Below are 22,210 nucleotides of genomic sequence, written 5' to 3'. Positions count from 1 at the left end.
AAATGAAACAACTTTCACTCGTATTTTCTCTACTATTTTTTTTATCTGTAAATGCTCAAGATTCAGATTTAAAACCACTCGTAGATCAACTAAAAACTGAAATACAATCTGAAAAGGACGATGCCAAAAAGTTATTTCTTTTAGATAGCCTAACATCGGTTGTTAGGGATAAATCTAGTTTTCCATACGACTCTATTGCACGTACTACTATAGATCTCGCTATAAAGCTAGACTCTTTTAATATTGCGGCTTACAACACTACAAACCTTATTAATTATCACAATAATTTTTTAGGAAAACCTAAAACAGGTATTGCTATTTTCAATACTTATTTTAAAGCCTTAAAAAATAATATTAGTGCTAGAAATTTAGCAGGTTTATATATAGACTCTGGCGATAGTTATTACTTTACCAAGCAAGTAGACTCTGCAATGTCTCACTACGACAAGGCTATTACTTATGCCGAAAAAGCTAATGATAATCGGGTTAAAGGATTTGCTATTCTGTATAAAGGTTATGCCTATTCTGATGAAGGAAAATTTGCATTGGCTTCGCAAACTCTAAAACAAGCTTCAGAAATTTTTATTCAAGAAAAAGACACTTTCAATATTATAGCTGCTAAAAACTCCTTAGCCATATTGTATAGTGCTAATGGTTTTATAGAAGAAGCTCAAAAAGAACGCAAAGAAACTATAAAATTAGCCACCGAAACTAAAAGTTACGGACAGCTTATTTCACTGTATGTTAACGAAGCAAGCGATTTAAAAAAGCTAGGTTTAGAAACCCAACGCATTGAGAATCTTCACAAAGCTATGGTGGTTTGTAAAAAATCAAATCATTTCAATTACTTCAACCCTATTTTATTGAATGCGTTCACTATTGCTTATGCCGAAAATGATAGTTTAGAAAAGGCAAAATTCTATTTAAAAGAAGTTGAAAAAGACCAACAAAACACAGAAGGCATCCATAAAGCCAGATATTATAAAGCCATAAAAAAGCTAGCTTTTGCTGAAAAAGACTACGAAAAGGCAAAGACACTTGGTATAGAGCACTTAAACATTGTATCTACAAGTAACGACATTAAAGGCAAGAGAAAGGCTCAGAAATTCTTATCTGAAGTCTACGAAAAATTAAACAGACCTGATGAAGCACTTTCGTTTTATAAAGCTTCAAAAAAAATTGAAGACTCGATACAGTCAGTACAAAAAACCAAAGCACTAGCCTATTACCAAACGCTTTATGAAACTGCAAAGCGAGACAAAAAAATAGAAGAACAAAATAGTGAAATTGCACTTCTAGATGAACAAAACAAACGCAAAAAACAAACCTTATGGTTTAGCATTTTAGCATTAATAGCGCTGTTTAGTATAATCGTTTTATGGCGTTCTCGAAGATTTTCACAAAAAAAAGCACAACTACAAAAAACCTTTGCACAAGATTTAATTAGAAATGTAGAAACCGAACGCAAACGCATTTCTAGCGAACTTCACGATAGTGTGGGCCAAAGTCTGTTGCTTATAAAAAATAAAGTTTTGCTCAACGATACGCAAAACCAAGACACCAAAATTATAGACGACACTATTGATGAAGTGAGACATATATCTCAAAGTCTTCATCCTTTTCAGTTTGAAAAATTAGGTTTATTAGCTTCAATTAAAAATACGGTTGAGAATTTTCAGAAAAACTCTGACATCTTCTATTCTGAAGTTATTGAAATCGAAAAGTTAGAAATTTCTAAAGACAAAGAAATTTTTGTTTTTAGAATGCTGCAAGAATGCTTAAACAATGTTGAAAAACACTCTAAAGCAAAAGCTTGTAACATCATGGTTGAAAACCTCAATGATTCTGTATTATTTCAAATAAAAGATAATGGTATTGGGTTTGATGTGTCTGAAAACAGTCAAATTATTGATAGCCTTGGGTTAAAAACTCTAAAAGAGCGTGCCCAAATAATCGGTGCTCAGTTAAGTATTGATTCTGTTAAAGGAAAAGGCACAACGATACAAATAAAAGTTCCTAAACATTAAACAATGCCAACAACTATCATTCTTGCAGATGACCACCCATTACTACTTAATGGAACAAAGGAATTTTTAGAAAAAAAATGGTTTAAAGTTATTGATACTGCAACCGACGGTAATACTGCGTACAACAAAATTTCAAAACAAGTTCCTGATATTGCTATACTGGATTTTGACATGCCTAAACTAAATGGGCTCGAAGTCGCACAAGAAATACAACGCAATCAGATAAATACTAAAGTTATTATTTTAACACTTCATAAGCAAGAATCGTTACTAAACGAAGTGGGAAAAACTATACATGGATACATTACAAAAGATAGTGCTTTAGAAGAGTTAGAGCTATGCTTAGATAGTATTAATAATAACAACACGTACATAGGAAAGAAACTAAAAAGCACAGTTCATTTTGATAGCAGTACTAATACATCTATTGAAACTTTAACTGCTACCGAATTAAAAATATTAAAATACTTAGAAAAAAACCTCAACAGTACACAGATTGCCGAAGAGCTATTTATCTCTAAACGTACTGTTGAAAAACACCGAAGTAACATTATAAAAAAGCTAGAGATAGATACCACCAACCAAAATGCACTTTTTGTCTGGTTAAAACAAAACCCAGACCTTTTTAATACGTAAGCCTACGTATTTTACTACCAAACAACATGTTATAATTTTGAAACTTATAAAATTGTAACATCCTATTATCACTAAGCACAAATACCATTTACCTATTAATTATTGGGTTGTAGATATCTTTTATGTAAGCATAAGCAATAAAGACTATCATCTATTACAACCCGATGGATATAGTTATATTTTATATTCTGAAGAAAACAACACAACCTATCACAAGCCACATGCAACCCCTTTACAATTAAAACATTCTCAATTTGTAGTTAAATGCAGGCCAACATATGTAGATCATCTTACCCAGAATAATATAACTATAGAGGCTACCAATTCTGATGAATTTTTAGCACAACTAAATACACCTAAACTTAAAGATCTTACACCTTCAATATTAGACAGTATTATTTTTCACCTACACTTTTTAAACGAAAACACATCACTAAAACAACTTTCTAAACGCTATCAATGCGATACCAAAAACATTGAAAACCTATTTAAACGTAGCGTTGGACTTTCTTTTATTCAGTATCAAAATATCCTAATTACACTACGTAGACCTACGTATTGAATAGAGCTCTACACTCGTATAATTTAGCATATAGAATCAATAACCTATATAGTTATGAAAAAACTTATTTTAATAGTTATAGTCTTGCTTTTTAATACAAAAATAGTTGCACAGACTGCTACAGTAAGCAGTGGCAACACTGCAAATAGCTCTCAAGGTAGCGTAAGTTATACTATAGGACAGATTGCCTATACCAGTAGCACGTCTTCAAGTGGAAGTATTGAGCAAGGTGTACAACAGTCGTATTCAATTTCAGAAACATTAGGAACACAAGAAAGTGCTATATCATTAAAAATAGTTGCTTTTCCAAATCCTACAACCAATACATTACAACTTAAGTTAGAAAACGATAATCCTGATTTATCTTATAGACTTGTCAACCTCTTAGGTGAAACAATAAGCATAGAGAAAATAGTCTCTAATAGCACAATTATTAATATGAAACAGAAACCTTCGGCCACCTACTTTTTAAACATATATCATCAATCTAATCTTATAAAAACATTCAAAATCATTAAAAACTAATATTATGAGAAAACTATACCTTATCGCATGTGTGTTTTGCTATTTTTTGTCACATGCGCAAAGCCCTGAAAAAATGAGCTATCAAGCAGTTATAAGAAATGCATCTAATGAACTTGTTAGCAATGCTAGCGTTGGTATGCAAATAAGCATTTTGCAAGGAAACTCTACAGGTACAGCGGTTTATACAGAAACACATGCACCAGTAACAAACCAAAACGGATTGATAAGCATAGAAATAGGTAGTGGATCAGTAATATCTGGAGACTTAAGTACTATTGATTGGTCATCTGACACTTATTTTATCAAAACCGAAACAGATCCCGATGGAGGCACAAACTATACTATTATTGCTACAAGTCAGTTATTAAGTGTTCCATATGCGCTACATGCTAAGACAGCATCTACAGTAACCAATCCTGTCCTAATGGAACCTTATATTTTAGGTAGAAGCTACCCATCTGATGACGGAAAGTTTAGTTATAATGGTAAAACTGGTTGGCAAGCAGCAAATGAAATGTGCAAGGATAGCTATCCTGAAGAACCGTATGCAAGAGCATTTACTGCCGAACAAATAACACAAGCTATTGTTATTGGTAATTATTCATCTAATTCAAATTATGACAACGTCCCTTTTTGGGTTATCACCTCTTCTGTTACTAAAGGAGATTCTTTTAATGATTCTGGTTTTAATAATTCACAAAACTTTTCAGAAAACGCAGGAGATGTCTCTAGAGGAGTTAGAGGTACCATTACTTTTAACTACACAAGTATAGGAAACGGTGGAGGTTTAACAATACCTCGATTCTTTAATGTAGAACAAGAAGTTATAAATGGGCTAAACTACCCTTGCCTTTGTGGTACTTATAAGCCTGCAGAACAAAATTAAACGAAGCTATTAATCAATCCTTTGAGAGGTCAAAATTCAAAACGTTTGGCCTCTTTCTTTTTAATTCAAATTACACTACGTAGACCTACGTATTGAATAGAGTTCTACACTCGTATAATTTAGCATATCGAATCAACAACCTATATAGTTATGAAAAAACTACTACAATTACTATTTCTATTCTTTTCATTAACACCTATAGCTCAAAACACTATTTATGTTAATGTTAATGTTTCGGGCGGAAATAATGACGGCACATCTTGGACTAATGCGTATGAGCACTTAACAGACGCTTTAAATGCAGCCAGTAGTTATGATGAAATACATGTTGCTCAAGGAAATTATTATCCAGATTTAGGAGCTACCCAAACCGACAACGATCGTTCTAGTTATTTTTTGTTAAACAAAAACTACATTACTCTTTTAGGTGGTTATAACGCAAGTAATAACTCTAGAAACCCAGAACTCTACCCAACAATTCTAAATGGTGATATACAACAAAACAATAACGACCAAAACTTTGTCTATACCATTTTTAGAACATCTGGCGACTACAATGTTATAGACGGTTTTACAATTACAAATAGCAACGCTGATAATTCAGGTGGTTATGGAAGTAATGAGGGCGGAGGCATGTTTGCACGAGGTGCAAACGCTACCGTTATTTCAAATTGCAAGTTCATAAATAATAAAGCAATAAACACTACTTCTTACAACGCCAAAGGTGGCGCTATATATATTGTAGAAATTGAACCAGGAAGCTTAATAATAAGAGACTGTACTTTTGAAACAAACATGGCAAACGAAGGTGGTGCTATTTATAACAACACCTTAAACTGGGACTATGGAGGCCCTATTATTGATAATTGTACGTTTTTATCAAATACAGCAAGTAGAGGAGGCGCTTTTTATATGGGGACAACAGAAGGCACAGTTATTAAAAATTCAATTTTTGATGGTAACTCTTCAGGCTCAGGTGGTGGAGCTATTTATACTAGTGGAAGCAGTAGTTTACCACCTGTTATAGAAAATTGCTCTTTTACTAACAATTCACATACAGCAAATAATGGTATAAGTGGTTCTGCTATTTATTTCAATGGTACAGACGCAACAATATCAAAAAGTACTTTTTCTGGTAATTCATCTGTACATAGTTTAGGTTCTGTAATTAATCCATATGGTAACATCCTTATTGACAAGTGTCAATTCTCTAACAATAGCATACCTTATATTATAAATTTAAACGATAATAAAACACTAACAATAACAAACACGCTTTTTAACGACAATGCTTCTATTGCTTTAAGTAATGGAAATGGAATAATTAATATTTCCAATTCTTCATTTTCAAACAATAACACTGCCTTACGCTTAAATGCTACCAATGGAAATACTTTATACAATTCTATTATTTGGAATAACACAACCAATATTCAAAGCTTTAATGGTATTGCAGACACAAATATTATACAAGGTGGTTATAGTAACGGAACAAATATTTTAGATTCTAATCCGCTTTTTGTGGATGTTCCTAATCAAGATTACAGATTACAAAATACATCTCCCGCAATTGGAGCAGGAAATAACTCTTACAATAACAGTTTAAGGGATTTAGACAATAATTTAAGATTAAATGGTAGTAACATAGATTTAGGACCATATGAAAATGGCTCGTCTGAATGTCCAACATTCAACAATAATGTAATATATGTCAACGCAAACAATACAAGCACTTATCAAGATGGCAGCTCTTGGGCTTATGCATTTTCGTCATTACAAAACGCTTTGGATATGTACAACTCAAGTTGTGGAATTACATTACAAGAAGTTTGGGTAGCTCAAGGAACCTATTATCCAGATGATGGTAACAACCAAATAGCAGGTAATCGTGATGAATCATTTCATCTTCCTGAAGACATAATAATACTTGGCGGCTTTAGCGGTACTGAAACCAACTCTAATCAAAGAGATTGGGAAAATAATATAACTGTTTTAAGTGGAGACATTAACGCTCCAAATCAAATTAATGACAACAGTTATAATATCATTAAAACAACAAACGTAGGCAACAATATGCTATTAGATGGGTTTACCATTGAAAAAGGAAATGCTGTAAAAATAGAAACATATGGCCAAAGAGGTGGTGCTTGGTTAAACAGAACCACATCAGGTAGTGATACCTCTACTCCAACTGTAAAAAACTGTATATTTAAAAACAACCAATCTTTAACCTCTGCTGGAGCATTGTTTTTAGATGGTGTTACAGGAAGCACTGTAGGTATAAACCTTGAATACTGCACATTTAAAGACAACATCTCAACAGGCACTTCTAGTGGCAATAATGGTAGTGGCGGAGCGATAACTATAAATACATTCTCTGGTGAAGCCACTTTAAATGTAAATATTGAAAACTGCATCTTTAATGACAACTCAGCAAATCTAAATGGAGGAGCTATTTGGTCAAGACAAAACGCTAATGATGATGGTGTTGTAAACATCACAAATAGTTTATTTTATGGTAATGTAGGAACAGGTGGCGGAATAAGCATATTAGATAATGGCGTAACAACCTATAATATTGTTAACTGCACATTAACAGAAAATGATGGCGATTCTGAAGCTGGAGCTGGCATTAGAGTTTGGAACGGAACTACAGCAACTGTAAACATTCACAATTCAATTCTTTGGGACAACACAAGGTCTAATGACCCAGACAATACGCAATTAAACACGCAAATTTACGCATCCAACTCAAACACAACACATTGCATTATAAAAAACATTTACAGCAACACAAACTCAAATTCATCTAACGACCCTTTGTTTGTTGATGCTTTAAATAAAAACTTTAGAGTTTCGGAAACCTCAAGTGCAATAGATTCCGGCCTTTCAACACATAACAATTCAACATTTGATTTAGATGGTAATGAGCGTATCATTGGCTCTAATATTGACAGAGGTGCTTATGAGTTTGATTCTTGTATTGGTTCACCTAGTGTTCTTTATGTAAATGCTAGTGCAACTGGCGCAAATGATGGAAGCAATTGGAGCAACGCATTCACGAGCCTACAAGATGCTATCAACAATGCTTTATGCGCTAATGAAATATGGGTAGCATCTGGCACATACAAACCAGGTTTACTTGAAACCGACAGTTTTATCATTCCTAATAATATAACCGTTCTTGGAGGCTTTTATGGCTCCGAAACTACAGCAAGTGAACGTAACTGGTCAGAAAATCTAACTATTCTTTCAGGAGATTTAAACAATGACAACACGTCAAATTCTGGAGATTCACATACTATTATAACCTTAAACGAAAACAATGTTACATTAGATGGATTTATTATTGAAAATGGTTATGCCGATGATGATTCTGATAACTCGCAAGTAGCCATTGGTCGTGCTGGAGCTGGTATTTATATTAGAAATGCTGAAAACATAAACATAAACAACTGCATCTTTAAAAACAATACCGCCTACGGAAACGGAATTAATAATGGTGTTGGTGGTGCTATAATAAACTTTGGTAACAGTTCAACTACAACTACTATTTCCAATAGCTTGTTCTTTGACAACATTGCAACTGCTGGTGGTGGCGCAATTTCAGCCGAAAGTGGAAGTCTTGTAACAATAAATTGTACTATAGCAAACAATATTGCCTCTCACGGTGGAGGTATTCATATATTTGCTGGTAACGTTACAGCTACAAATAGTATATTCACTAATAACAGTGGTAGCAACGGAAATATAAATAATGGAGGAGCGAACTCACCTATTGTATCACATTGTTTATTCTTTAATATTACTTCTGGAAACAATGGTAGCATTCCTCCAAATGTAAATGATGGTGGAAATAACATTGAAAACACAGACCCTATATATGTTGATGGTTACAAATTAACCGATAGCTCTCCTGCCATAGATGCTGGCGACAACAATTTTATAGACTTAACTGAAGATTTAGATGGAAACCCAAGAATATACAATTCAACTGTAGATTTAGGAGCTTATGAATTTTTCATAGCTTGCGAAAATTCTGTTATGGTTACATCTACGGCAGATAGTGGTCCAGGGTCTTTGCGTCATGTTATTGAAAATGCTTGCGATGGCACAACAATCTCTTTTGATCCAGCACTTAATGGAAGTAGCATTATTTTAACTTCAGGTGAAATATTTATAGACAAACCACTTACATTCTTTGGAAACGGTATAGAAAACACAATAATTAGTAGCAATAATAATTCTAGAATCTTCAATATTCAAAGTTTTGGTACTATTATAGAGGGCATTCATTTTCAAAACGGAAATGTTCCAACAACTGGTGGTCTTGAACAAACATCTGGTGGTGCTATATATGCTTCTGAAGCAAACATGATTATTTCTAATTGTAAGTTTACTAGTAACACAGCTAGTATTGGAGGAGCTATTGCATTTCACGGAGTACAACCTCAATCAGGCGAAGTACTAGCAGATATCACAATGAGTGAATTAGTAATTTTTAACACAACGTTTCAAAACAATTCTGCTGCAACAGGTGGCGCTATTGAAACTCGCTATGCAAACACAACCATAGAAAACGCTCTATTCTCTGGTAACAAAGCAATAAGTCAAGGTGGTGGCATGTATTTATTTACATCAACTACTACTGTTACAAACATTACTGTTTCAGGAAATTATGCAGACAATTACAATGGTGGAATATTTGCTTACGTGCCTACTAGTGGAAATATAGGAGAATCCTTTACTATGACAAATTCAGTAGTAAGTGGAAATGATGCTGGGTTTGCTTTTCCTAATATGGGACAATGTACAAGCTGCGATATAAGTTACTCATTAAACGGAGACTTTAACAATACTGGAGTTGGAAACTTGATGATGACTACAAATCCAGCATTTGTTAATCCTATACTAGCCAACACAGCTCCTAATTTAAACGGTGATTACGCATTAACAACATCTTCTCCTCTAGTCAACGCAGGAACAAATGCCACTATACCAGATATTAATCTAGATTTAGCAGGTAATCCAAGACTATTTGACGGCACTATAGATATTGGCGCTTATGAACTTCAATCGACTTTAACTATTAGTGATGTTTCAACTATAGATTTTAAAATCTACCCTAACCCTGTAAGTAATATACTAAACATAAAAACAGAGAATCAGCAGTTTGACTACAGCATATACAATGTACAAGGACAAGAAGTTCTAAAATCAAATAGCGTTAAAACATCAATTATAGATATAACATCATTACCAACAGGAATATATATACTAAAGCTAGCAAGCAATAATAAAACTGAAAGCTTTAAAATTATTAAGCAGTAAAAATTAAACGATGCTATTAATCAACTTAAAAAAGGTCAAGACTATAAATTGTTTTGGCCTTTTTTAAATCTTTTAATTTTAATACATTTACTATATCATCAAGCACCAGTGTATTAATTACATACATTAAAAACTGCATCAACTTTGCCTAAATTATCTCTATCCAAAGAAATTAAAAACCATCCTTTGTTTTCAAATATGGTTAAACTTGAATACGAGCAAGACTTTGAAACCATTATTACCTCAACAGGCTATAGTTATTTAGTATTGGTTTATGGTGATATTTCAATTAACAACAAAAAAGAAAACTATACTCTTCCTAAGGTTTTTATAAATTCAATAATGCCTAATTTCAATATTGTTGCGAAAAAAAACAGCTGGTTTGTTGTTATTAGGATGAATACTGATCGATTCTATCAAATCTCTAAAACCAACGTAAATACTCAAGGCGCTATTTCTAAAATAAGTCATATCGTTTCTCAAAAAGTAGTTGATGACTTACATCGTGAAATTGAAACAGCAGCGCACAACGATTACATTTTAATAATTGACAAGCATTTAAAACCTTTTTATGCTGAGTGGGTTAAAAAAAGTAAAATTTCTGATATTATCGACTACATCTTCATCAATAATGGTTTGCTTAATGTAACTAATATAATTGACGAATTTCATATTTCACACTCATCGTTAAATCGTTATTTTAAAACCGCAACAGGTGTGACTGCCAATAAATTTTTAAGACTAATTAGGTTCAATTACATTGTTAGACATTTAGAAGCAAATAATATAGATATGCTTAGCGCTATTGAAGAATTTAAATATTATGATTACTCCCATTTCTCAAGAGATGTAAAGCAGTTTAGCGGCAAAACACCCAAACAACTTTTTGGTACTAAACACCCAATACTCAGGGACATGCTCTACAAGAAGATAAGATATTAAACTTTCATTTTGACGATTTTTTACATAAAACCTTAGCTCTAAACAAGTAATTTTGAAGTTTAAAGTTAATTATTTAGGGAATAATATAGCTATTAATCATGCATTAGGTCAAGTTTTTAAACTTGGCCTTTTTTCTTTTTCTAAACTAGCACTCTTAATACATCCTTAATTTATAAGACTATAAAACATCAAAATCTTAAAATAACACCCTTTTTTTTAACAACATATTTGAAAATCATTTGTAATTTCATAATTTGCGAGTCTTCAATAGTACTGAAACCCAATGACAGAAATTACTAGACTCTTCGACTTTCCATACTATCAATTGGAAAACAATAGCCTTGAAAAAGCTTTGGTGACAAAATATGATGGTGAATGGATTGCAACATCTACTCAAGAATATATTGACAAAGCCAATGCACTAAGTAGAGCACTTTTAAAACTTGGTATACAAAAAAACGATAAAATAGCTGTAATATCTTCAACCAACCGAACGGAATGGAACATTGTTGATATTGGAGTGCTACAATTAGGTGCGCAAAATATTCCTATTTACCCTACAATTTCTGCTGAGGATTATGAATATGTATTAAACCATAGCGAATCAATTTATTGTTTTGTATCAGACGAAGAAGTTCTAGAAAAAGTAAATAAAGTAATAGGAAACACTAAGCTAAAAGACGTATATTCTTTTAATCACATTAAAGGCTGCAAGCATTATTCTGAATTATTAGAGCTAGGTAAAGACACAAGTAATCAAGAAGAAGTTGAAGCCAGAAAAAACTCAGTAAAACCTGAAGACTTAGCAACTATTATATACACCTCTGGTACTACAGGAAGACCTAAAGGAGTTATGCTGTCTCATTGGAATATTACTAGTAATGCATTAGACTCCTCTAAAAGATTACCCATCATAAAAGGAGAAACTAGAATTTTAAGTTTCCTACCTATTTGCCATATTTTTGAGCGCGTACTCATATACATTTATCAATATGCTGGAACCTCCATTTACTTTGCCGAAGGTTTAGATAAAATTGGTGATAATGCTAAAGAAATAAAACCTCACCTTATGAGTGTTGTTCCGCGTTTACTTGAAAAAGTATACGATAAAATTATGGCTAAAGCCGAAGATCTTTCAGGCATCAAGCAAAAACTATTTTATTGGGCTGTTGAACTTGGCGAGCAATGGAAACCATATAAACAAAATGGCTTTTGGTATGAATTCAAATTAAGTATTGCTCGTAAATTAATTTTCATCAAATGGCAAGAAGCTCTTGGCGGAACTCTAAGCACAATGGTGTCTGGTAGTGCTCCACTTCAACCTAGGTTAACAAGAATTTTTTGTGCCGCAGGAATGCAAGTCATGGAAGGTTACGGACTTACTGAAACTTCACCAGTTGTGTCGGTTGGTAAATACGCAGACAACATGTTTAAAGTTGGTAGCGTAGGTATACCAATAGACAACGTTGAAGTTAAAATTGCTGATGATGGAGAAGTTTTAATAAAAGGACCCAACGTTATGATGGGTTACTATAAAGACCCAGAAAAAACAGCTAGTGTAATGACTGACGACTATTTTCATACTGGAGACAAAGGTGAAATAGACCCTGAAGGTTTCCTTAAAATTACTGGTCGCAAAAAAGAAATGTTTAAAACCTCAGGTGGTAAATATATTATTCCACCACTTTTAGAAGGATACTTAAAACAATCCCGTTTTATTGAACAAGCAATGGTTATAGGTGAAGGCGAAAAAATGCCAGCTGCATTCATTCAACCTAACTTTGAGTTTGTTTCTGAATGGATAGAACGTAAAAAGAAAAACATTGAAAATTCTCCCGAAGCTATTTGTGCTTCAGAAGAAGTTATAAATAGAATTCAAAAAGAAGTTGACAATTGCAACAAGCATTTTGGTAAATGGGAACAGATAAAACGTTTTGAATTAACACCAGTTATTTGGTCAATTGATAGTGGTCATCTCACTCCTACTATGAAAATGAAACGAGATGTCATCAAAAACATTCATAAGGATCTTTACGATAAAATCTACAATTAATAAGCCTTAAAATTACAAACACCTTAATACAAGGTGTTTTTTTATGTTAAATTATCATTATTTATTATGCATGCATAATAAATTTTATTATATTTGAAAAGTTTAAAATTTTTGAATGAAAGACAAAACCATCGATTACGTATTGCGAACCACATGGTTAGCAGTAAACAAAATGTATAACGAAGAAGCCTCTAAGTTTGAAAGCACAATGGCTACAGGTTTTACCCTATTAAGCATTGACCCTGAAAAAGGAACACCTTCAACCTCATTAGGTCCAAAAATGGGAATGGAAGCTACTTCATTATCCAGAATATTAAAAACTATGGAAACTCGTGGTTTAATTGAGCGTAAACCAAACCCAGAAGATGGTCGTGGTGTATTAATTCACCTCACAGAGTTTGGTAGAGAAAAAAGAGCCTACTCTCGCGAAAAGGTACTAACCTTTAACGAAGCTATTAGAGAAAATATCACACAAGAAAAAATCAATCACTTTTATGAAGTTGCTGAATTGATTAACGATATGATTTCAAACAAAAAAATATACAAACAAGACAAATAACAATATATAATAATGAGTAAACGAATTATTAATAAAGTAGCAGTTATCGGATCCGGAATAATGGGTAGTGGTATTGCTTGCCACTTTGCCAATATTGGCGTGGAAGTACTACTGTTAGACATCGTTCCTAGAGAACTTACCGATGCCGAAAAAGCTAAAGGTTTAACACTAGAAGACAAAGTGGTTAGAAACCGTTTGGTAAACACCTCGTTACAAACCGCTTTAAAATCAAAACCCTCTCCTATTTATCATCAAAATTTTGCAGGCAGAATTACTACTGGTAATTTAGAAGATGACATTGCAAAAGTTGCTGATGTAGATTGGATTATTGAGGTGGTTGTAGAGCGCTTAGATATTAAAAAGAAAGTGTTTGAAACGCTTGACAAACATCGTAAACCAGGAACTTTGATTACTTCCAACACGTCTGGTATTCCTATTAAGTTTATGAGTGAAGGTAGAAGCGATGATTTTCAAGCACATTTCTGCGGAACGCACTTTTTTAATCCAGCACGTTACTTAAAATTATTCGAAATTATTCCAGGACCAAAAACATCGCAAGATGTTCTTGATTTCTTAAATGGTTATGGCGAACAATACTTAGGAAAAACTTCAGTAATAGCTAAAGATACTCCTGCTTTTATTGGAAACCGTATTGGAATTTTTGGCATTCAATCGTTATTTCATCAAGTGAAAGATTTAGGTTTAACTATTGAAGAAGTTGATAAACTAACAGGTCCTGTTATTGGCAGGCCAAAATCGGCAACCTTCAGAACTGTTGATGTGGTTGGATTAGATACCTTGGTACATGTTGCCAACGGTATTTACGATAATTGTCCTGATGATGAAGCTCACGACTTGTTCAAATTACCAGATTTCATCAATACCATGATGGAAAACAAATGGTTAGGAAGCAAAACAGGTCAAGGATTTTATAAAAAAGTAAAAGACGATAATGGTAAAAGCGAAATTTTATCATTAGATCTTGATACACTTGAATACAGATCGAAAAAATCGGCAAAATTTGCCACTTTAGAACTTACCAAAACAGTAGATAAAGTTATAGACCGCTTTCCAATTCTAGTTGACGGAAAAGATAAAGCAGGTGATTTTTATCGTAAAAATTTCGCTGCTATGTTTGCCTACGTTTCTAATAGAATTCCAGAAATTACCGATGAACTATACAAGATTGATGATGCTATGAAAGCTGGTTTTGGTTGGGAACATGGTCCATTTCAAATTTGGGATGCTATTGGTGTAGAAAAAGGTTTGGAAATTATGAAAGCTGAAGGAAAAGAACCAGCTTCATGGGTAAACGAGATGTTAGCTTCTGGCAGCAAATCGTTCTACACAGTAGAAGATGGTGCTTCGTATTTCTATGATATTCCATCAAAATCACAAACCAAAATACCTGGTCAAGATGCATTTATCATTTTAGATAATATCAGAAAATCCAAAGAAGTATTCAAAAACACAGGTGTTGTTATTGAAGATTTAGGAGATGGCATATTAAACTGCGAATTCCAAAGTAAGATGAACACCATTGGTGGTGACGTACTTGCAGGATTGAACAAAGCAGTTGATTTAGCTGAAAAAGATTTTCAAGGATTAGTTATTGGTAATCAAGCTGCAAATTTCTCGGTTGGTGCCAATATTGGTATGATTTTTATGATGGCTGTAGAACAAGAATATGACGAGTTGAACATGGCTATTAAATACTTCCAAGATACGATGATGCGCATGCGTTACTCGGCTATTCCGACTGTAGCCGCACCTCATGGTATGACACTTGGTGGTGGTTGCGAATTATCGCTTCACGCTGATAAAGTTGTGGCTGCAGCTGAAACTTACATTGGACTTGTAGAGTTTGGTGTTGGTGTAATTCCAGGTGGTGGAGGCTCTAAAGAAATGGCTTTAAGAGCATCTGATTTATTCCACAAAGGCGATGTAAAACTTAACGTACTTCAAGAATATTTCTTAACCATTGGTATGGCTAAAGTATCAACTTCTGCTTACGAAGCTTTTGATTTAGGCATACTTCAAAAAGGAAAAGATGTTGTTGTAGTGAATAAAGATCGACAAATAGCAACTGCAAAAGCCTATGCTAAATTAATAGCAGAACAAGGTTACACGCAACCAATAAAACGTAAAGACGTTAAGGTGTTAGGTAAACAAGCGCTAGGTATGTTCTTAGTAGGTACTGACTCTATGGAGGCAAGTAACTACATAAGTGAACACGACCAAAAAATCGCTAATAAGTTAGCTTACGTAATGGCTGGTGGTGATTTAAGTGAGCCTACAGCTGTTAGCGAGCAATATTTATTAGACTTAGAACGTGAAGCATTTTTAAGTCTTTGTACCGAACGTAAAACACTTGAGCGTATTCAGCACATGCTAAAAACAGGGAAACCTTTAAGAAACTAAGAAAACATGAAAACAGCATATATAGTAAAAGCATATAGAACAGCAGTTGGCAAGGCACCAAAAGGACTGTTCCGCTTTAAAAGAACCGATGAACTGGCAGCAGAAACCATCAAACACATGATGAAAGAACTGCCTAACCTTGACCCAAAACGTATTGACGATGTTATCGTTGGTAACGCTATGCCTGAAGGTGCACAAGGACTAAACATGGCACGTTTAATTTCATTAATGGGATTAGATATTGTAGATGTTCCTGGTGTTACCGTAAACCGTTTTTGTTCTTCAGGAATAGAAACCATTGGTATGGCTACTGCCAAAATACAAGCAGGAATGGCCGATTGTATTATTGCAGGTGGAGCTGAAAGTATGAGTGCAGTACCTATGACAGGTTTCAAACCAGAATTAAATTACGACACCGTAAAAGCTGGTCATGAAGATTATTATTGGGGAATGGGAAATACGGCAGAGGCTGTTGCAAACCAGTTTAAAGTCTCTCGTGAAGATCAAGATGAGTTTGCTTATAATTCTCACATGAAAGCCTTAAAAGCGCAAGCCGAAGACCGTTTTCAAGATCAAATAGTTCCAATTAATGTAGAGCAAACTTACATTGACGAAAACGGTAAAAAAGCAACCAAAACCTATACAGTAAATAAAGATGAAGGTCCTAGAAAAGGTACAAACCTAGAGGCTTTGGCTAAACTTCGTCCTGTTTTCGCTCAAGGCGGAAGCGTAACCGCAGGAAACTCATCGCAAATGAGTGATGGTGCTGCTTTTGTAATGGTAATGAGCGAAGACATGGTTAACGAATTAGGTTTAAAGCCTATTGCACGATTAGTAAGTTATGCTGCTGCTGGTGTTGAACCTCGTATTATGGGAATTGGTCCAGTAAAAGCTATTCCAAAGGCATTAGCTCAAGCCAATTTGAAACAAAACGATTTAGAACTTATTGAGCTTAACGAAGCTTTCGCATCGCAATCTATTGCTGTTATTCGTGAACTTGGGTTAAACCCAGACCTTGTTAATGTTAATGGTGGTGCTATTGCACTCGGTCATCCATTAGGTTGTACTGGAACTAAACTTTCAGTTCAACTGTTTGATGAAATGCGCAAACGCAATATGGCAGGTAAATATGGAGCTGTAACCATGTGTGTTGGTACAGGACAAGGTGCTTGCGGAATTTTTGAATTTTTAAACTAAACTTATTTAACAATATACTGCAATGGAAGCAACAGAAAAAGATATTTTACGAGGTGGTCAATTCTTAGTTAAAGAAACTAGCTGCGAAGACATTTTTACTCCTGAAGATTTTTCAGAAGAACAACAAATGATGAAGGAATCGGTAATTGAATTTAACGACCGAGAAATTATCCCTAACAAAGCTCGATTTGAAGCAAAAGACTATGCTTTAACTGAAGAATGTATGAGAAAAGCTGGTGAAATGGGATTTTTAAGCGTTGCTGTTCCTGAAGAATATGGCGGAATGGGAATGGGATTTGTTTCTACTATGCTAGTATGCGATTACATTTCTAGTGGTACAGGATCTTTTAGTACTGCTTTTGGTGCGCATACTGGAATTGGAACCATGCCTATTACACTTTATGGAACTGAAGAACAAAAACAAAAATATGTGCCAAAGTTGGCTTCTGGTGAATGGTTCGGAGCATACTGCTTAACCGAACCAGGTGCCGGAAGTGATGCTAACTCTGGTAAAACTACCGCTAAATTGTCCGATGATGGTAAACATTATATCATCAATGGTCAAAAAATGTGGATTTCAAATGCTGGATTCTGTAACCTTTTCATTGTGTTTGCTCGTATTGAAGACGATAAATACATTACAGGATTTATTGTTGAAAACAATCCTGAAAATGGTATCACTCTAGGTGAAGAAGAACACAAGCTTGGTATTCGCGCAAGTTCTACACGTCAAGTATTTTTTAACGACACAAAAGTACCAGTAGAAAACATGTTGTCAGAGCGTGGTAACGGTTTTAAAATTGCTATGAATGCCTTAAACGTAGGTCGTATTAAATTAGCTGCTGCTTGTTTAGATTCACAACGACGTATTACTACAACTGGTGTACAATATGCAACTGAACGTAAGCAATTTAAAACACCTATTGCTGAATTTGGAGCCATAAAATCTAAATTAGCTGAAATGGCTACTAATGCCTATGCTGGTGAATCTGCGTGTTACAGAGCTGCAAAAAATATTGAAGACCGTATAGCTATAAGAATGGCTCAAGGCAATAGTCATCAAGAAGCAGAACTTAAAGGTGTTGAGGAATATGCTATTGAGTGTTCTATCTTAAAAGTTGCTGTTTCTGAAGACGTACAAAGTTGTGCCGATGAAGGTATCCAAATTTTTGGTGGTATGGGATTCTCTGAAGAAACGCCTATGGAAGCTGCTTGGAGAGATGCTCGTATTGCTCGTATTTACGAAGGTACAAACGAAATTAACCGTATGCTTTCAGTAGGAATGTTAGTTAAAAAAGCTATGAAAGGTCATGTCGACTTATTAGGTCCTGCAATGGCTGTAAAAGATGAATTAATGGGTATTCCTTCTTTTGATATGCCAGATTATTCTGTGTTATTTTCAGAAGAAAAAGAAATGATTGCTAAACTTAAAAAAGTATTCTTAATGGTTGCTGGTGCTGCAGTTCAAAAATATGGACCAGACTTAGAAAAGCATCAACAATTAATGATGGCTGCTTCTAATATTTTAATTGAAATATATATGGCAGAGTCAACAATTTTAAGAACTGAGAAAAACGTTAAACGTTTTGGTGAAGACAAGCAAAAAGAACAAATAGCAATGGCTAAATTGTATCTATTCAATGCTGTTGAACTTGTTAAGAAAAATGGTTTAGAAGGCATTGTATCCTTTGCTGACGGTGACGAGCAAAAAGCAATGCTTATGGGCTTAAAACGTTTTACAAAATACGCAAACTACCCTAATGTAGTTGAGCTAAGAAATACAATTGCTGAAAAAGTAAAAGCTGAAAATAAATATTGTTTTTAAAACAATAGGCTAGTTCAAATGTTGAAAAGTCGGCTAATTATAGCCGACTTTTTTATTACCTTTAAAAATCAATTACTGAATCCATGAAAAAAACCGTCTTATTAAGTGTTACTTTTTTGCTATCTGCTTTTGCTTTTTCTCAACAAGACACCGAAATATTTTTATTCAACATTGAATCTCCAAGTTCTAATATTAGTGTAACATCAGGAAAAAACATTTCTAATAATGAAGGTTATGACAATCAACCTTCTTTTATGAACAAAGACTATATTTTATTTTCTTCAAACAGAAATGGTCAAACAGACATTATAAAATATCATACAAACTATGGTTCAAAAACGTGGTTAAACTTTACAGAAGGTGGAGAATACACACCTTTAAAAATTCCGAATAAAGATGCAGTTTCGGCAGTAAGATTAGATCCTGATGGCAAACAGCGTTTATATGCGTACAGCTTAAAAACTTCAGAATCTACTGAAATAATCAAAGACCTTGTAGTTGCTTACTACACTTGGTACGATGAAAACACAATTGTATCAGCTGTTATTGAAGACACCGAATTAAACCTTTATATCACTGACGTTAATAAAGGTATTTCAAAAAAATACGCAACAAATGTTGGTCGTTCGTTTCATAAAATTCCCAATTCAAACTTAGTAAGCTTTATTTCAAAAGAGGATGAAACCCAATGGAAAATTAAGTCTTTAAACCCAAAAACAGGAGCTATAAAAACCATTGCAAACACCATTGAAGGTGTTGAGGACATTTGTTGGCTTAATCATATAACTATTCTTTCTGGTAAAGGAAGTAGTTTACAAAAATTCACATTAAACAAAGACAACAATTGGAAGACCGTAACTGATTTATCTTCCTACGGAATTACAACTATTACAAGATTAACAACCAATCCTGAAGCTACCAAATTATTAATTGCTGCTGAAACTACTCAAACAGAAATTCCTGTAAACACTGAAACAAAGCTCGAACCAAAATTAGAAAATTGTGCTTGGATAGCTGGCAATTGGAAAGGAGAAGCGTTTGGTGGAATTACAGAAGAAAACTGGAGCAAACCATCAGGTGGCTCAATGATGGCGACGTTTAAATTAATTAACGACAACAAAGTTTCGTTTTACGAAATTGAAATTATTAGAGAGATTGAAAACAGTTTAATTCTTCAGCTTAAACATTTTGATAGCCAATTACGAGGTTGGGAAACCAAAGATGAAACTGTAGATTTCCCTCTAAAAGAGATCACACCTAACAAAGTGATTTTTGAAGGTATGACCTTTGAAAAAATTTCTGACAATGAAATGAATGTTTATGTTGACATCCACCAAAAAGATGGTTCTATAGAAGTCGTAAAATTCAACTATAAAAAGTAATTTTATTTAAGTATTGTATCCATAACACGTTCCTGCTCTGTGATGTTAGATAGGTTAATTGCTGTTTCAATTAACGCTAAATGCGAATATGCTTGTGGAAAATTACCTAAAAGTCGTTTGGTTTTAAAGTCTATATCTTCGCTAAACAACCCTAGATGATTACTATAAGACAATAGTTTATCAAATAGTTTTTTGGCTTTTTGCACCTCTCCTATTTTGTATAAACTATTTATAAACCAAAACGTACATATTGTAAATGACGACGATGGTAACCCAAAATCGTCTTTGTTTTTATAACGATACAATAAACCATCATTACTCAACTCTCTTTCAATAGCATTTACTGTACTTACATATTTAGGATCTCTAGCATCAATAAATCCATAAGGTTCCATTAGCAATACAGATGCATCCAAATCTGACGAACCATAAGATTGCGTAAAGGCTTTTACATCGTTATTCCAAGCGTTTTGCATTATATCTTCTCGTATTTCAGACTCTATAAGCTTCCACTTCATAATTTTATTAGTCTTGTTAAGTAACTCAGCAACTTTAATTGCTTTATCAACTGCTACCCAACACAGTACTTTTGAAAATGTGAAATGTCTATCTTCTGCTCTAAATTCCCAAATACCTTTATCAGCTTCTCGCCAGTGTTTGTTAACAACCCAAACAATACCTTTAGTAATTGTCCACAACTCTTCGGTATTTTCAATATCCATTGAAAAGTTTACAAACTGTTGGTGAATTACGTCCATCAAAATACCATAAATGTCATTCTGCTTTTGTTTGTAAGCTGCATTACCTACCCTTACAGGACTTGAGTTTTTATAACCGCTTAAATGGTCTAATGAAAATTCGGTAAGTTTTTTCTCTTTATTAATACCATACATAATCTGAAGTTTTTCATCTTTATCAGGTATTAAATCGATAATGAATTTTAAGTAACGTTTAGCTATATTTTTATGTCCTAATTTTGAAACCACTTTAATTACCATTGATGCATCTCGAATCCAGCAAAAACGGTAATCCCAATTTCTAACTTCTCCAATAGTTTCAGGCAATGAGGTTGTAGCTGCAGCTAAAACTGCTCCAGTTTTATCATATGTAAGCAACTTTAAAGTCATAGCGCTTCTAGCTATTTGCTTTTGGTATAGCTTGTAGGTTGGTGTTCTATCCATCCAGTTTAACCAATACACCTTAGTACGTTGGTGCTCCAAAAAGATACTATCCACAGTAGTCTCAAACACTTTTTCGTTATAACCTAAGAGAAAATATCCATCAGCAGTTAATTCAATTTCACCACCATTAACCACTTTTTGTTTATCAAAATTGGTATATAAAAATAAAGTATCAAACTTTTCACCATAGGTTAGGCTTACTATAAAATGGTCTTTCACATACATTTCAGTCTTTCCTTTAGCATACTCTAGTTTAGGGTTGTAATTAACCTTAAATGTTGGTTTCCCTGAAATATGCTTAAAATACCTGATAATTTCTGGTGGAGATTGGTAATCACCATTAGGCTTGTAGTATCGAGGCATAAAATCGTGCACCTCAAAAGTGTCAATTCCGTTACTGAATTTAGTAACTAAAATAGTAGTGTTTTCAATATAATCCTGAGTTATAGAGAAACTCTCATCTACTAAAATATCAAAGCTTCCTCCTATTTTTTCATCCAGAATTTTTGCAAAAACCGAAGACGAATCAAACTCTGGCAAACAACACCATTCTATAGCTCCTGTTTTTGAAATTAATGCTGCACTTCTACAATTTCCAATAATACCGTAATCTAAATTATCCATTAAATACTGCTTTAGGTATGGTTAACACTTAATTTTTCATTAAATTAACAAAATACACT

13 protein-coding genes are annotated in these 22,210 nt (G+C 33.8%); 12 read left to right on the top strand and 1 reads right to left on the bottom strand.

The annotated features are described in order from the left end of the window. The first annotated feature begins 2 nt into the window (after window positions 1–2). The 12 genes from DMZ43_RS11515 to DMZ43_RS11460 all read left to right on the top strand — a co-directional run bounded on the left by DMZ43_RS11515 (window position 3) and on the right by DMZ43_RS11460 (window position 20,346). Window positions 3–2,027 carry a sensor histidine kinase gene (locus DMZ43_RS11515; RefSeq protein ID WP_131508388.1) on the top strand — a complete coding sequence of 675 codons (2,025 nt, stop codon included), beginning with the start codon at window positions 3–5 and terminating at the stop codon, window positions 2,025–2,027. A gap of 3 nt (window positions 2,028–2,030) precedes the next feature. After that, on the top strand, window positions 2,031–2,663 hold the full coding sequence (locus DMZ43_RS11510; protein ID WP_131508386.1) for a response regulator transcription factor: 633 nt from the start codon (window positions 2,031–2,033) through the stop codon (window positions 2,661–2,663). A gap of 616 nt (window positions 2,664–3,279) precedes the next feature. Then, window positions 3,280–3,750, top strand: a complete 471-nt coding sequence (locus DMZ43_RS11505) for a T9SS type A sorting domain-containing protein (RefSeq protein WP_131508384.1) — start codon at window positions 3,280–3,282, stop codon at window positions 3,748–3,750. 4 nt (window positions 3,751–3,754) lie between these two features. Next, window positions 3,755–4,636, top strand: coding sequence for a hypothetical protein (locus DMZ43_RS11500; RefSeq protein WP_131508382.1), 882 nt, complete (start codon window positions 3,755–3,757; stop codon window positions 4,634–4,636). 150 nt (window positions 4,637–4,786) lie between these two features. Continuing rightward, entirely contained in the window at window positions 4,787–9,967 is a 5,181-nt protein-coding gene (locus DMZ43_RS11495; protein ID WP_131508380.1) for a T9SS type A sorting domain-containing protein, read from the top strand. A 144-nt stretch (window positions 9,968–10,111) separates the two neighbouring features. Next, window positions 10,112–10,909 carry an AraC family transcriptional regulator gene (locus tag DMZ43_RS11490; RefSeq protein ID WP_131508378.1) on the top strand — a complete coding sequence of 266 codons (798 nt, stop codon included), beginning with the start codon at window positions 10,112–10,114 and terminating at the stop codon, window positions 10,907–10,909. 283 nt (window positions 10,910–11,192) lie between these two features. Further along, window positions 11,193–12,962 (top strand): long-chain fatty acid--CoA ligase, encoded by a 1,770-nt coding sequence (locus DMZ43_RS11485; protein ID WP_131508376.1) that lies wholly within the window; start codon window positions 11,193–11,195, stop codon window positions 12,960–12,962. Between the two features lie 115 nt (window positions 12,963–13,077). Next, window positions 13,078–13,521, top strand: coding sequence for a MarR family winged helix-turn-helix transcriptional regulator (locus DMZ43_RS11480; protein ID WP_129761284.1), 444 nt, complete (start codon window positions 13,078–13,080; stop codon window positions 13,519–13,521). A gap of 12 nt (window positions 13,522–13,533) precedes the next feature. Next, window positions 13,534–15,942, top strand: coding sequence for a 3-hydroxyacyl-CoA dehydrogenase/enoyl-CoA hydratase family protein (locus DMZ43_RS11475; RefSeq protein ID WP_131508374.1), 2,409 nt, complete (start codon window positions 13,534–13,536; stop codon window positions 15,940–15,942). Between the two features lie 6 nt (window positions 15,943–15,948). After that, on the top strand, window positions 15,949–17,139 hold the full coding sequence (locus DMZ43_RS11470; RefSeq protein WP_131508372.1) for an acetyl-CoA C-acyltransferase: 1,191 nt from the start codon (window positions 15,949–15,951) through the stop codon (window positions 17,137–17,139). Window positions 17,140–17,161: 22 nt separating this feature from the next. Then, on the top strand, window positions 17,162–18,964 hold the full coding sequence (locus DMZ43_RS11465) for an acyl-CoA dehydrogenase family protein (protein WP_131508370.1): 1,803 nt from the start codon (window positions 17,162–17,164) through the stop codon (window positions 18,962–18,964). A gap of 83 nt (window positions 18,965–19,047) precedes the next feature. Then, entirely contained in the window at window positions 19,048–20,346 is a 1,299-nt protein-coding gene (locus DMZ43_RS11460; protein WP_131508368.1) for a DUF6265 family protein, read from the top strand. Between the two features lie 2 nt (window positions 20,347–20,348). On the opposite strand, the gene DMZ43_RS11455 is transcribed toward DMZ43_RS11460, so the two are convergent. Next, window positions 20,349–22,151: a glycoside hydrolase family 15 protein gene (locus DMZ43_RS11455; RefSeq protein ID WP_131508366.1), complete on the bottom strand. Its 1,803-nt coding sequence runs from the start codon at window positions 22,149–22,151 to the stop codon at window positions 20,349–20,351. Between the last annotated feature and the right edge of the window lie 59 nt (window positions 22,152–22,210).

Origin of the sequence: Meridianimaribacter sp. CL38, from assembly GCF_004328055.1 — a bacterium.
Lineage (GTDB): Bacteria > Bacteroidota > Bacteroidia > Flavobacteriales > Flavobacteriaceae > Gaetbulibacter_B > Gaetbulibacter_B jejuensis.
Note: the sequence above shows the minus strand (reverse complement) of the source record. Positions and strands in the feature narration are given on the sequence as shown.

Bases quoted from the DNA above. Each gene is read 5' to 3' on its own strand.
- DMZ43_RS11515 (WP_131508388.1), top strand. From the start codon at position 3: ATGAAACAACTTTCACTCGTATTTTCTCTACTATTTTTTTTATCTGTA.
- DMZ43_RS11510 (WP_131508386.1), top strand. From the start codon at position 2,031: ATGCCAACAACTATCATTCTTGCAGATGACCACCCATTACTACTTAAT.
- DMZ43_RS11505 (WP_131508384.1), top strand. From the start codon at position 3,280: ATGAAAAAACTTATTTTAATAGTTATAGTCTTGCTTTTTAATACAAAA.
- DMZ43_RS11500 (WP_131508382.1), top strand. From the start codon at position 3,755: ATGAGAAAACTATACCTTATCGCATGTGTGTTTTGCTATTTTTTGTCA.
- DMZ43_RS11495 (WP_131508380.1), top strand. From the start codon at position 4,787: ATGAAAAAACTACTACAATTACTATTTCTATTCTTTTCATTAACACCT.
- DMZ43_RS11485 (WP_131508376.1), top strand. From the start codon at position 11,193: ATGACAGAAATTACTAGACTCTTCGACTTTCCATACTATCAATTGGAA.
- DMZ43_RS11480 (WP_129761284.1), top strand. From the start codon at position 13,078: ATGAAAGACAAAACCATCGATTACGTATTGCGAACCACATGGTTAGCA.
- DMZ43_RS11475 (WP_131508374.1), top strand. From the start codon at position 13,534: ATGAGTAAACGAATTATTAATAAAGTAGCAGTTATCGGATCCGGAATA.
- DMZ43_RS11470 (WP_131508372.1), top strand. From the start codon at position 15,949: ATGAAAACAGCATATATAGTAAAAGCATATAGAACAGCAGTTGGCAAG.
- DMZ43_RS11465 (WP_131508370.1), top strand. From the start codon at position 17,162: ATGGAAGCAACAGAAAAAGATATTTTACGAGGTGGTCAATTCTTAGTT.
- DMZ43_RS11460 (WP_131508368.1), top strand. From the start codon at position 19,048: ATGAAAAAAACCGTCTTATTAAGTGTTACTTTTTTGCTATCTGCTTTT.
- DMZ43_RS11455 (WP_131508366.1), bottom strand. From the start codon at position 22,151: ATGGATAATTTAGATTACGGTATTATTGGAAATTGTAGAAGTGCAGCA.